Origin of the sequence: Anaerotruncus massiliensis (ex Togo et al. 2026), assembly GCF_030825285.1 — a bacterium.
GTDB classification, from domain to species: Bacteria; Bacillota; Clostridia; order Oscillospirales; family Ruminococcaceae; genus Anaerotruncus; species Anaerotruncus massiliensis.
The window spans coordinates 1-12,911 of record NZ_JAPJQF010000002.1 but is presented as its reverse complement, the minus strand read 5'-3'; the positions used below and the strand labels follow the sequence as shown (position 1 = coordinate 12,911).

Genomic DNA, 12,911 nt, shown 5'->3' with positions numbered 1-12,911 from the left:
AAGCAGGTCGATCGGATGCAAAACCGCAGGTATTTTCCGTTTGAACGGAACTCCTTTTATCCCGGCAAGCTGCTCACCGCCCGCGACTTCGAGGCGGAGCAGCGGTACATGAACGACAAGCGGCGCCTCATGAACCGGCTCTTCGGCGGCAGCGGCATCGTGGCCGGCCTGGGGGTCATCATGGCGGACGACGCCTCGGTGATCCTGCAGGCGGGCTGCGCGCTCGACGCCAGCGGCCGCGAGATCGTGGTGCCGGAGACCCGGGTCATCAAGCTCCCCACTGTGGAGGGCTACGACCGGCTCACCTCCAACTGCGCCTACCTCGGCATCTCCTACGGGGAGACGCCGGAGGAGGAGGTCTACTCGGTGATGAGCGACGAGAACGGCGCGCCGCGCTTCAACAAGCTGGCGGAGGGCTACAAGCTCACGCTGACGGACGAGTCGATGGCCGCCAGGGTGCCGCGGGAGCTGGACGAATTTGTCAACCGCGTGGTTATTTACGCCGCCGAGGACGTGGAGGCCGCGCTGCTGGTTCCCGCCTGCCTGCCCAGGGAGAGCGCGCTGCGGGTGCGCTTCACCATCACCCGCCAGACGCCCGGCACCGGGGAATACGCCTTCTCCTGCCGGCTCGGGGCCCCGGGCTTCCAGACCGGGAGCGGGGCGGCGCTGGACATTTCGGCGGACAAGGTGAAGCTCTCCCACGGAGAACAGCGGTCCTTCGACTATCTGCTGCGCCCGGAGCCCTACCTGTGGGGAGGCGGCGCGGTGACGCTGGCCGTGGAGAACTTCGCGATCCGCCGCGGCGACGAGGAGTTCACCCTCAACCGCCGGATGGAAGCGGTGGTCAAGCCGGTGGACCAGACGCTCGACGCCTTTTACCTCTCGGCCTGCTACGGCAGGCCGATGGATAAGCAGCTCACCGAAACGTTCGACGAGCGGCTCTGGATCGCGAAGCTGCTGCTCCTGCGGCGCGGAAGCTCGATCATCGTCGACCGGGTGCTGCCGCCGCCCTTTGGCCAGTACAGCTACAACGCCCAGCAGCTCATGCTGCTGCGGGAGCTGGAGGAATACTACCCCGCGCCGCGCGGGGAGGCGGAAGCCCCGCCCGCCGGCCGGACGGCGGAAGCCCCGGCCGTATCGGCCCCCGAGCCCGGCGGGCTGCGCAGCACCGCCTGCGGCGTCTTCAACCTCTCGCTGGGGCTGGGCGCGGACCAGAAGGGTCCCGCCTTTTCGGAGGAGATCATGCACGGGCTCGGCAAGGGCCCGGTCTACGTGGACGTCGGGGTCGAGTACATCGACGCGGCCTCCGAGCCGGGCGGCAGCGGCGAGATCCTGCTGGGGAACGTCTCCCTCTTCAAATCGGACGCGCCCGCGGGCGGCGAGGAGCGGATCTACAACCTCTCCACCGCCGTCAAGGTTCTTCCGGAGCGCGGCACCTTCGTCGTGGCGGTCAGCCTCGAGAAGCCGACCGGGCTCATCAGCCTGCGGATCCGCTGGTTCGCCTTCCGGCTCGGGGAGCTCTCCAAGCAGCTCAAGCCGCAGGACAGGGGCGAACGGATGCTGATGCTCAATCCCGATACGATCGTGCTGGCGCCGAAGGCCGCCGCCCACCTCTCCCCCGTCTTCGTGAACATGCCCAGCGAGGCCTGCACCTTCCGGGTGATGGATCCCGAGGGCGGCACGGTGGACCAGAACGGCCTCTACACCGCTCCCGCCAGGGAGGGCGCCTATGAGGTCCGGGTGGAGGCGGTCAGCGATCCGACCATCTATACCCACGCGTTCATGATCGTCACACAGAAGAAAAAGGAAGAATAGCGGCTTTGCCGCCGTGTTGAAAGGGGGCCAGGCGGACCGTGTCGGAATTACTCAGCATGCGGCTGGAGCCGGTGCGCACCGTCCTCAAAAACGAGGTGAACGAGATCGCCGTCTGCGTCGATTTGGGACGGCGGACGGGCGTGTTCTACACCATGATCTCGATCACCGAGCCGCGCGTCCGGCTGGGGGTGGCCGCGCTGCTGGCGCAGGGCCTCTTCTCCCAGACGAGCGACTACCTCGGCTCCTATTCCCAGGGGGACCGGCTGAACCTCGTGTTCCTCTACCGGGACGAGAACCTGCTCGAGCGGCAGGGGCCGTTCTACGCCACGAGCTTCGCCCACCGCAAACGGATCGCGCAAAACCTCGTGGTCGCGCTGGCGGAGTCGCAGGTGACCGGGTCCGTCGGGCTGCTGCTGCTCTCGCAGCGCAACCTCAACATCGCCCCCGATCTGACGGTTTACCTCAACTACTTCCTCGACTTCCAGAAGTGGGACCCGGACACGGAGGACAGCCAGTTCTACCGGTATGCCGCGCAGGCGGTCTTCCAGATCCTCTCCCAGGAATATGAGCTGCGGTCGGAGGGACAGTTCGACAGCTACCCCAGCGAGCTGCAGGCCTTCTACAAGAAGGCCGAGACCAAGGGCTTCCTCTCCCACAGCGCGATTCTCGCGGCGCTCAAGGCCATGCCCGACCGGCCCATCGAGCTTCGGGTGGGCGTGCGCAGGCTGGCGGGGCGCGCGGGGGACCTGCTGGAATGGGTCAAAAGTCGCAGCATGGCCATTTTCGTGGCGGCCCTGGTCCTCGCGACCGTCATCTATGCGGGCTACCAGATCACCCTGCGGCTCTCCTACCGGAGCGCAGCGGAAAAAAACACCGCCTACGCGGGGCTTTCCAACATTGGGGACATCGCGCTCGGCGATGAGACGATTTAAACGAGGGGAGGCTGGCCAATGACCAGGATCTTGCGGGCGATTGTGGTTCTGGCGGCGGCTGCGGCGGCCGTCCTGACGGCCGTGGCCACCGCCGCGGACTACGCCGTCCCGATCGACCGGGTCGCCGGGCTCGCGGCCGCGCCCGAGGGGCGCACCTGCCTCGCCCTGTACGAGGGGGATGCCATCAAAATCCGGCTGGTGGACGCGGAAGGCGTCATGCGCGCGAGCGCGTCGCTGCCCCGCGTGCGGGACGGGCACCTCTATGCGGTGGCCGATATGGACGTCGACGCGGAGGGCGTCCTCTACCTGCTCTGCGACCTCTCCGACCCGGAGAGCGGCGAATACCAGGGGCAGGAGCTCTCCCTCTACGACCCGTCCGCCCTCTTCCGCAAGCGGCTGGCCCGCCACCAGTTCGATCCGCAGCTCCCCATCCGCTACCGCTGGCTGAACGTCCAGAGCTCGCTGGTCCTGATGGCGGTCGACCAGTCGGGAAACGCGCTCATCCGGGAGGCCTACGACCCGGCCTCCCTCTACGGCCGGCAGCCGCCCGCCCCGATGGGAACCCGGAACTATCCGCTCGACGCGGAGGAGGGCATCTGGGAGGCGGTGATCGCCGGGAGCGACGTGGCCTACGCCACCAAGTCGGGCAAGGTCTTCCTGACCGCCGAGGGCGGCGGAGACCCGGTCGAGGTCTACCCGAACCGGGTGCTCACCGAGCTGATGTATCCGCTCTTTCTGGCGCCCCAGGGCGCGGATGAAATCTACATCGGGGAGCAGGAGAGCGGCGACCTTCTCTCGCTCGGCCTGCGCGACGGCGGAACGGCCCTCCTCAAGAGCGGCACCGAACCCTTTTCGGGGGTCAGCGGCTATACGCCGGGAAGCCTGCGCGCGGTGTCGATGACCGACCCGCAGAACTTTTCCGCGCTCGCCCCCAATGCCGACGGCTTCGCGCTGATCACCTCCCAAGACGGGGAGGTCACGGCGGCCGAGAGCCTGCGTCCCTCCCTGGGAGGCCTGGCGCTGAAGGTTCTCTGGACCTTCCTGCGGTATCTGGCGCTCCTGCTGGCCGCGATGCTGCTGGTCTACGGCTTCATCCACCTGCTGGGCCGGGGACGCACGATCCTCGCCAAGCTGATCCTCTCCTCCATCCCGCTGCTGGCGGTGGCACTGGTGGTATTCGGCGTCTTTTCCTACCGCGCCTATTCGGCCGCCATCACGCAGAGCTTTCAGAAGCAGGTAGAGGACGAGGGCAACCTGCTGACCGCCCTCTTCGGCACCGAGAGCTTCGACGAGATCGAATATCCCTACGACTACACGGGCGAGGCCTACGGATACCTGCGCCAGCAGATGTCCACCCGGCCGGTCCATACCGCCACCGCCTACTATGAGCACCAGCAGCTCTATATCGGCGTGGACTTTGAAAACCCCTGCTTCTATCCCTTCGACGTCCGGCTGGACGCCGGCGCGCGGGAGCTCTACCTGCAGGCGGCCTATACCGGCCGGGCGCAGTCCGGCGTCCTGGACGACGAAAACGGGCGGCGTCTCGTCAGTGTCACGCCGGTGGGCGGCACCTCCGGGACCGCGGTCTACCTGCTCGAGGCGGGCATCCTGACGTCGAACCTGGACGCATACACCGCGAGCTATCTGCGCACCTACGTGGTGGTTTCGCTCCTCTTCCTGGCGGCGATCGGCGCGCTGCTCACCTTCCTGTTCCGGCGTGTGCTCACCCCCATCCGGCAGATCCGCGCGGGGCTCGAGGCGTTCGCCCAGGGGGACCGGACGGTCCGGCTGGAAACAGCCGTCACCGACGAGTTCTCCGGCATCGTGCGGGTGTTCAACAAGATGGCGGGCGACATCGACGCCCAGCTCTACAGCCTGCGGCGGCAGAGCGAGACCTACTTCCGGTTCATCCCCCAGCGGATGCTCCAGCTGCTCGGCAAGGACAATCTCGGCGAGGTGGAGCTTGGAAGCGGCAGCGGCCGGGAGTGCCCCGTGCTCTGCGCCGACCTGGAGTTTTCCGCCGACGGCCTTTCGCCCGAGCGGGAGCAGGAGCTCACCAACCGCTTCTTCAACCTCCTCAACCGGGCCGCCGACCGCTGCGGCGCGACGCTCATGACCGACAGCGTCAACCTGCACCGGCTGCGGGTGATTTGCCCGGGTGGGGCCGCCGACGCGGTGGAGATCGCGCTGGCGGTGCTCACCGAGGTGGAAAACCTCAACGCCGGGCTGCCGATCAAAAACCGGCTGCGCCCGCTGCTCTTCATCCACAGCACCCGCGTCTACTATGGAATCTGCGGCGACGAGAACCGGCTGGTGCCCGCGCTGCTCTCCGGCGATCTGGACGACCTATCCGGCGGGGCGGCAAAGCTGCGGCAGTTCGGCTGCCGGCTGCTGGTGACCCGCGCGGCCTTTGAGGAGCTTCCAGCGGACCACCGTTACGTCAGCCGGTTCATCGGCTACCCGGAGGGGAAGCGGCGGCAGAACTACGGGCTCTACGACTTTTACGACGCGGCGGCCCCGGAGGTCACCCGCCTGCTCACCGAGACCCGCCCCACCTTCGACAAGGCGATGGCCCTCTACCTCGAAGGGCGCTTCCCGGAGGCGAAAAACCTTTTCGCGCTGGTGCTGCGGGAAAACCAATACGACGACGCGGCGCGCTACTATGTGTTCCGCTGTGAACAGGAGCTCTAGCTCCCTACGGGAGGAAAGCCATGACCGGATTTTTGGATTCCATGCTCGGCCGGTTCCCGTCCGCTGTGACGGGGCCGTCCCGGAACGCCCTTTCACGCGCCCGGGCGGGGCGGATCCTCGCGGGGCCACCCATCGCCTCATCCGCCCCCTGAACGAAAGCATCCGCCGCGGGCTGCGGGACAGCCTCAAAAAGCGGCGCTGATGGCCCGAAAAGCCGATAAAAGGAGGAGTCGTTGATGCTGAAGCTGCTGCTGAGCGCGTTCCGCCGGATCGTGACGGCGGTCACCAATCCGTTCCGGATGCTGATCGTCCGCATCCAGCGGATGTTCAACATCAACGTCATCACCGCCAAGCTCGTCCGCCCGCTGACCAAGAAGGTCAAGGCGCTCATCACCCTGCGTCCCCAGACGCGTGAGGACTACTTCGTCATCGGGCGCTGGTGGATCTACAAAAAACTCTTCCTGACCCTTCTGCTGGCGCTCTGCGCGGGGGTATTCATCTATTTCACCATGTTCGCGCCCAAGCTCCCCGCCGCGATGGCGACCGCCGCCTCGGTGGAAACGGACGTCTATTTCAATTACGACGACATGAAGCTGCGGGAGTTCACGGGCGTTGCGAACATCCGGGCGGCCGACGGCTCCGTCGTCTATACGGGCGACGTCGACAAGGGCGTCTGCACCGGGAACGGCACCCTCCGGGACCGCAAGGGCCGTCTGGAGTACCGGGGCGGGTTCGAGCAGAACCAGTTCTCCGGCCAGGGGATCTACTACTACCCGGACGGCAAAAAGAAATATGAGGGCCAGTGGGCCAAGAACCTCTATCAGGGCGAGGGCGTCCTCTACGACGAGGACGGCGTCACCCAGCTCTACGCGGGCCAGTTCGCAAACGGCCTGTACGAGGGCGAGGGCAAGGCCTGGTCCGCCTCCGGGGTGCTGCTCTACGAGGGCGGCTTCTCGGGAGGGCGGTACCACGGGCAGGGGGTCAGTTATTACCCGGACGGCACCGCCAAATACAAGGGCGAATTTTTAAAGGGGCTCCCGCAGGGCAAGGGCGAGCTCTACAGCGAGACCGGCAAGCGGCTCTACACCGGTGACGTCTACCAGGGAAAGATCAATTGCCGCGCGCTCACCGATTACAATTTCGCGGAGATCAAGGCGGCCTTTGCCGAAACGCCGCGCGTCTTTTACACCGACACCGACAGCGCCTTCCTCTTCGAGCAGGCGGGCGTGGTCGTTACCACCGACTGCCGGGTGCGGGTGGACACCTGGGTGCGCCCCGCCGAACAGCGGGACGGCGGCGCCTACTACTACATGCCCGGCCAGTATGGGGAGGCCTCCTCCGGCGAGCTTTACGAATCCGACGGGGCCTCCCCGCCGGACGACTCCTCCGGATGGTGGGCCGCCCCGGACGCGTCCTCCCAGGCGGAGGAGGAGCCTCCCGCCCTCGAAAGCCTGCTTCCCCCGGAGGGGGGCGAGCAGCTCGCCGCTTTGCCCGCGGCGCCGGAGGCGGCGCGGCTGACGGCCCTTCAGGTGTTCCCCGCCGGCCCGCCGGCGGCGCAGGTCCTCCCCTCCCCCGTCGGCTCCCCGCTCGCGCGGCAGATGAGCTGGTATGTGGCGGAGGATAACGAGGGGACCTACGCGCCCCCATCCACGGACGGTTCCTCCGCCTCCTCCGACGGCGCCTCCTCCGGCGGCGCGTCTTCCGAAAGCGCGCCGGGGAGCGGTTCCTCCGGGCCGGAACTCCATGAGGACGCGGGTACCGCCGCCTCCTCCGCTCCGGAGCCCCAGGCCAGTCCCTATCCCGATTTCGTGGAGAAGGCCCAGACGCTCTACTTCGAGATCGACACCGACGTGTGGCAGGCCGAGGACACGCTGGACGCCGAAAAGGTGCGGGTGCGCAAAGTCACCGTCTATACCGGCGACATCCCCGCGCCGCCGGAGGGCGCGGTCGAATATGAGGACGACTCCCCGGTGGGACTGGAGGACTGCGTGGCCATCGACCTGCTGCGGCAGAAGCTGCCCACCTCCTTCCCGCAGATCCGCTTCGAGGCGGACCGGCAGAACCGACTGTTCGTGCGGCTGTGGAACCTCGATTTCGCAAGCAGGATCGACCGCAGGGCCTATCTCAGCGGCGATCTGACCTACCGCTACGCCTACCAGGACCCCGACGACGAAACGCCGCTCTACTTCTCGGTGGAGCGCTGAAAGGAGGGATGAAACGTGGCAGGATTCTCTATTATCTCCGACGTGAGCGCCGGGCTGCTGAAGGCCCTGCGCAAAGGCCTCTGCCCCGAGCCGGTGCAGTCGCCCGAATCGATCCAGCTGGCGAGCCCGGCGGACAAAAACGCGGATTTCCAGCTCGGGCTTTTCCTCTACGACCTCAGGGAGATGGGCGAATACCGCTCCAGCGCCCAGATGGTCCGGCCGGGCAACCGGCGGGAGTTCCCCCCCAGACCGCTGACCCTCTGCTACCTGCTCTTCCTCAACGGAAAGGCGCAGATCGCGGCGGGCGCGGAGGCCGAGCAGCGCATCCTGGGGCGCGCGCTCCAGGCGCTGGCGGACGATCCGGCCGTGGGGCTCGCAAGGCTTCATTCCTTCGAGAGCGAGGCGGACGAGGACGCGGCGATCACCTTTTTGAACCTCAGCTTCGACGACAAGAGCAAGATCTGGTCGTCGCTCTCGGTCCCCTACCAGCTCGGGGTCTACTTCTCGGTGTCCCCGGTGCTGCTCTCCTCCACCCACAGCGAAAGCTTTGTCCGCGTGCGGGAGTCGGAGGTCACGCTCTCGCAGCGTGAAGCTTCGGCCGGAAGGGGGGGAACCCCATGATCCGCCTGACCGTATCATTCGTTCTCCGGTTGCTCGACGACTTCACCGGCTCCGCCTCCGACGGCGGCCACCTGTTTTGGGTGGACGGCCGCGCGGCGCGACCGCAGCGCAAGCCCGGAGGATACTACGTCTTCCTCGAGCCCCGCGCCCCCTGCGAGGTCGTGATCGAAAGCGCCCGCTACAGCCCCCGGACGCTGCGGGTGGACCCCGAGTCGCTGGACGCGGAAGACCCGGTGCTCCCGGTGCGCCTGCTGCGCCGGGGGGACCTCCGGTTCCCCGACTGCGGCCGGTTCGAGGGGACCGCGCCGCCCGGCGTCACGGTGTACGCCTTCGCCCCGGAGGACCCCGCCCTCACCTTCCAAAGCGAAAAGGACGGGGTGCTCACGCTCGGCAGCTACACCGCGAAACCCCTGTGGGGCCTGCGTTTCTCGGTGGGGCAGGGAAACGCGCGCGAGGTGTTCGTCATGGAGGAGAAGCTCCCGGACGGCGGCTACCGCATCCGGCCGGAACTCCGCCGCCGACATCGGCCGGGCGAACCGGTGGAGCGCGCAAGCGCCTGCCTGAGCGCGGCGGACGGCAGGTTCGCGGTCTGCACCGAGCGCGGCCAAACGGTCCGGGAAGCCCAATATTACGACGAGGAGGCGAAGAAATGGGTGTGCTTGTCTGTGCCGGCGCCCAGATGACCTGCTCCTTCGGGACGGCGCCCTCCGCGCTGGTGGTGCCGCCCGTCAACAAGGTGCTCGCAGGCGCGCCGGCCGCCAACATCATGGATTTCAAACCCAATGCAAACGTCCCGCCCTTCGCCATGTGCAACAGCGTGGCGAATCCGGCCACCAAGCGTCCGCCGCCGGTGCTCTTCACCCCGGCGCCCTGCGTGCCGGTCCCGGCGGGCCCTTGGAAACCCGGCTGTCCCAAGGTGCTCATCGGCGGAATGCCCGCCGTGGACAACACCTGTATGCTCAACTGCGCCTGGGGCGGCGTCATCACAGTGGTAAATCCCGGTCAGACGACCGTCATGGATTAGCGCTACAACATTTTACAGAAAAGGAGGATTGGCCTGAACGCGCTTCGGGCCAGAAAGAACAATGGCTGAGTATTTATCTCCCGGCGTCTACGTGGAAGAATTCGAATCCGGCATGCGGGCGATGGAGGGCGTGAGCACCAGCACGGCGGGCTTCCTCGGACTGGCTGAGCGCGGCCTGGTGAAGGGAACGCCCGAGTACCTCACGAGCTTCGCCGAGTACGTCCGCAAGTTCGGCGGCTATCTGCCTGAGAACGCCTATGGGAAAAACCGCTTCCTGCCCTACGCGGTGGAACAGTTTTTTGCAAACGGCGGCTCCCGCTGCTATGTGATGCGGGTGGCCCCGGAGGACGCCAAGGCGGCCGCCGCCGCCATGAGCTCGGTGGTCATGACCGCGAAGAGCCCCGGCAAGTGGGGCAACGGCATCCGGGTGACCGTGTCGGCCGCCTCCAAGGCGAAGACCCAGGTGCTCGAGATCACCGAGGACGTGGTCACCGCCAGCAAGGCCTACCGGGTCAAGAACGCGGCCGGCTTCGTCCCCGGCGACGTGGTGGCCTTCCAGGACAGGGGGGAAACCGCCGGTTACAACCGCGTGACCAAGATCGACGGAAATTCCCTCTACTTCGAGAACGACTTCGAACAGGAGGTCGTCGACAAGAACCTGATCCCGCAGAAGCTGCTGGCCACCTGCGAGGCGGACATCGAGGTCCTCTGCGGGGACGCGGTGGAGCTGTTTGAAAACGTCTCCCTCAATCCCCAGAGTCCAGACTCGATCGAAAACAAGCTTTCCAAGAGTGCGCTGGTGGACGTGAAGATCAATCCGATCGAGGAGATCTGCCCGCCCATGCTGGCGCTCGCCGGCAACGCCTCCGCGCAGAAGGCGGTCTTCGCCCTCGCGGGCGGCAGCGACGGGGATATCCTCAACGTACCGGACGCGGCCTTCATCGGCGGCGGCGACGCGCCGGGCACCCGCACGGGGCTCGCGGCCTTCGAGGAGATCTCCAACGTGAGCATCATGGCGATTCCCGGCATCACCTCGGCGGCGGTGCAGCTCGCGCTCGTCGCCCACTGCCAGAACCTCGCCAGCCGGTTCGCGGTGCTCGACATGCCCTGTGACATGGTGAAGCCCCAGGAGCTCCTCAAGCACCGGGCGATCATCGACAGCGACTACGCCGCCATGTACCATCCCTGGCTCCAGGTCTACGACATGGCCGCCAAAAAGGCCGCCTACATCCCGCCCTCCGGCGCGGTCTGCGGCATCTACGCCCGCAGCGACAACACCCGCGGCGTCCACAAGGCTCCGGCCAACGAGGTCGTCAACAACGCCATGGGTCTGAGCTGCCTCTACAACAAGGGCGAGCAGGACCTCTTAAATCCGGCGGGCGTCAACCTCATCCGCGCGCTGCCCGGCCAGGGCATTCGCGTCTGGGGCGGCCGCACCTGCTCCTCCAACAGTCTGTGGAAATACGTCAACGTCCGGCGGCTCTTCATCTTCCTCGAGGAGACGATCAAGGCCCAGACCAACTGGGCGGTCTTCGAGCCCAACGACGAAGTGCTCTGGCTGCGTGTGCAGCGGACGATCGCCTCCTTCCTGCGCGACATGTACCGTTCGGGCGCGCTGGTGGGCGCCACCGAGGACGAGGCCTTCTTCGTCAACATCGGCCACGACACCATGACCCAGTCGGACATCCTCAACGGCCGCCTCATCTGCGTCATCGGCGTCGCGCCCAGCCGCCCGGCTGAGTTCGTCATCTTCCGCATCACCCAGAACATGCGTGAATGACCCTTCTCCGGCAGGTCCCACATTTGAAACGAAAGGATGGATAGACAGTGGCGATCAATATGTACCCCTTCAAAAAATATAACTACCGGCTGGAGATCGACAGCATCGACGTGGCGGCTTTTTCGGAGGTCAGCGGCTTCGACGCCAGCGTGGACGTCATCGAGTACCGGGAGGGCACCGAGCCCATCAACTCCCCGCGCAAGATGCCGGGCCTCACCAAGTACGGCAACGTTACCCTCAAATGGGGCATGAGCGAGAGCATGAGCTTCTACGAGTGGGTGAGCGGAATCTCCAACGGCACCAAGTCCGCGGCCGAGGACCGGGTGCAGGACGTGACCATCTATCTGCAGGACGACCAGCATAACGACATCGCCAGCTGGACGCTGGTGAACGCGTGGCCCTGCAAGTACACCGCCCCCGATTTCAACGCCTCCTCCAGCGAGATCGCGTTTGAGAGCGTCGAGCTCGCGTTCGAGGAGATGCGCAGGAACCAGTAATCCGCGTGTGTAACGGCCGGGCGGCGCCCTGCGCGCCGCCCGGCGAGGAAAGGAGACCGCTATGGACCAGGAATTCCAGACCGAGTTCGAATTCGACCTGCCCAAGGGCTACCTGGACGCGCAGGGGGCGCTCCACCGGCACGGGACCATGCGCCTGGCCACCGCGGCGGACGAGATCCTGCCGCTCCGGGACCCGCGCGTCGTGCAGAACCCCGGCTACCTCACCATCATCCTGCTTTCGCGGGTGGTCACCTCGCTCGGGACCGTCCCCAAGGTGGACCCCCGGGTCATCGAGAAGCTCTATTCGCCCGACCTCGCGTTTTTGCAGAACATGTACCAGCAGGTGAACGCCATCGAGCCGATGATGAACAGCTGCGTCTGCCCCGAGTGCGGGCACAAATTCGAGCAGCCGGTAAATTTTACGGAGGCGGAATAGCGGTCTACCCGGAAACGGAGCTCTACAAGGAGGCCTCCTTTCTGGCCTACTACTACCACTGGGACTACCGGACCGTTATGACGCTGGATCACCGGACCCGCCGGCGCTTCTGCGCCGAGATTTCCGCCATCCACAAGGAGCTGAACAACGCTCCCAAGAACATTTTCGAGGTGTGAGCCATGCCAGCAGCCGATCTCATGATCAACCTGCACCCGGAGCCGATTCCGGTCTACAAATTCAAGGTCTACCTCCAGCTGACCTGCCTGGGGTTCTCCAAGATCACCAACATCGAGGAGTCGGTGGAGACCGAGCCGCTGCAGGAGGGCGGGGTGAACGACCGCGTCTACAGCCTCACCCGGCCGGTCAGCACCGAAAAGACGCTTGTGATGGAGCGCGGCGTGGCCAACCGGGGGTTCCTGACGGCGGCGCTCTCCAGCCAGCTGGAGGTGGGCAACCGCATTCACACCGACATCCTGATCATCGCCTACGACCGCGACGGGACGATCGCAAAGATGTTCGAGGTCCACGGCGCGGTGGTCAAAAAGCTGGCCTTCTCCCCGCTCGACTCGATGAGCAACGAGGTGATGATCGAGACTTTCGAGCTGGCCTACGAGACGCTCAAGTGCCTTGACAAGACGGAGGACGTGCTCGGGAACCTCCAGGGCCTCGCGGGAGTGAATACCTTCGTCTGAGCCAGGCGCGTGAGAAAGGCGGTGAAACGGGATGCTCCTGACGGTCGATACCAGCCTCGGCGACGCGATCCTCGCCCGTTACGGCGGATTTGTCTACAGCATCTCCGACGGGGCGCAGATGCTGCTCCTGCAGCATCAGCGCCAGTCTCGTATAAACAAAACCCCGCCCACCAGACAAAAAAACGCAACGCGGATGGCGGCGTGGGGGTGGAAAAGGGG

Annotated in this window: 13 protein-coding genes; all 13 read left to right on the top strand. The window is 66.1% G+C overall.

Annotation, left to right across the window (positions count from 1 at the left end):
- The first annotated feature begins 15 nt into the window (after window positions 1–15).
- A complete protein-coding gene (locus tag RCI06_RS01235; protein ID WP_306573722.1) occupies window positions 16–1,815 on the top strand; it encodes a hypothetical protein in 1,800 nt (599 codons plus the stop codon).
- Between the two features lie 38 nt (window positions 1,816–1,853).
- A complete protein-coding gene (locus RCI06_RS01230) occupies window positions 1,854–2,747 on the top strand; it encodes a hypothetical protein (protein WP_306573720.1) in 894 nt (297 codons plus the stop codon).
- 18 nt (window positions 2,748–2,765) lie between these two features.
- Entirely contained in the window at window positions 2,766–5,438 is a 2,673-nt protein-coding gene (locus tag RCI06_RS01225; RefSeq protein WP_306573718.1) for a HAMP domain-containing protein, read from the top strand.
- Window positions 5,439–5,674: 236 nt separating this feature from the next.
- Window positions 5,675–7,642, top strand: coding sequence for an MORN repeat-containing protein (locus tag RCI06_RS01220; protein WP_306573716.1), 1,968 nt, complete (start codon window positions 5,675–5,677; stop codon window positions 7,640–7,642).
- Between the two features lie 15 nt (window positions 7,643–7,657).
- Window positions 7,658–8,263: a DUF4255 domain-containing protein gene (locus RCI06_RS01215; RefSeq protein ID WP_306573714.1), complete on the top strand. Its 606-nt coding sequence runs from the start codon at window positions 7,658–7,660 to the stop codon at window positions 8,261–8,263.
- Complete coding sequence (locus RCI06_RS01210) at window positions 8,260–8,946, top strand: hypothetical protein (RefSeq protein ID WP_306573712.1); 687 nt, start codon at window positions 8,260–8,262, stop codon at window positions 8,944–8,946. The genes RCI06_RS01215 and RCI06_RS01210 overlap by 4 nt, the downstream gene beginning before the upstream one ends.
- Window positions 8,913–9,287 carry a DUF4280 domain-containing protein gene (locus tag RCI06_RS01205; RefSeq protein ID WP_101552344.1) on the top strand — a complete coding sequence of 125 codons (375 nt, stop codon included), beginning with the start codon at window positions 8,913–8,915 and terminating at the stop codon, window positions 9,285–9,287. The genes RCI06_RS01210 and RCI06_RS01205 overlap by 34 nt, the downstream gene beginning before the upstream one ends.
- Before the next feature lie 61 nt (window positions 9,288–9,348).
- Window positions 9,349–11,067 carry a phage tail sheath family protein gene (locus RCI06_RS01200; RefSeq protein ID WP_306573710.1) on the top strand — a complete coding sequence of 573 codons (1,719 nt, stop codon included), beginning with the start codon at window positions 9,349–9,351 and terminating at the stop codon, window positions 11,065–11,067.
- Between the two features lie 47 nt (window positions 11,068–11,114).
- On the top strand, window positions 11,115–11,564 hold the full coding sequence (locus RCI06_RS01195; protein WP_242970871.1) for a phage tail protein: 450 nt from the start codon (window positions 11,115–11,117) through the stop codon (window positions 11,562–11,564).
- Window positions 11,565–11,625: 61 nt separating this feature from the next.
- The gene (locus tag RCI06_RS01190; RefSeq protein WP_101552348.1) at window positions 11,626–12,000 is read left to right on the top strand and encodes a hypothetical protein; all 375 of its coding nucleotides are present in this window, start codon (window positions 11,626–11,628) and stop codon (window positions 11,998–12,000) included.
- The gene (locus RCI06_RS01185) at window positions 11,952–12,176 is read left to right on the top strand and encodes a DUF6760 family protein (protein ID WP_288234397.1); all 225 of its coding nucleotides are present in this window, start codon (window positions 11,952–11,954) and stop codon (window positions 12,174–12,176) included. Before RCI06_RS01190 ends, RCI06_RS01185 begins: the two co-directional genes overlap by 49 nt.
- A 3-nt stretch (window positions 12,177–12,179) precedes the next feature.
- Window positions 12,180–12,692, top strand: a complete 513-nt coding sequence (locus tag RCI06_RS01180; RefSeq protein ID WP_101552350.1) for a phage tail protein — start codon at window positions 12,180–12,182, stop codon at window positions 12,690–12,692.
- Between the two features lie 31 nt (window positions 12,693–12,723).
- Window positions 12,724–12,911 (top strand): hypothetical protein (locus RCI06_RS01175; RefSeq protein WP_306573706.1); only part of this gene is annotated, 188 nt, incomplete at its 3' end.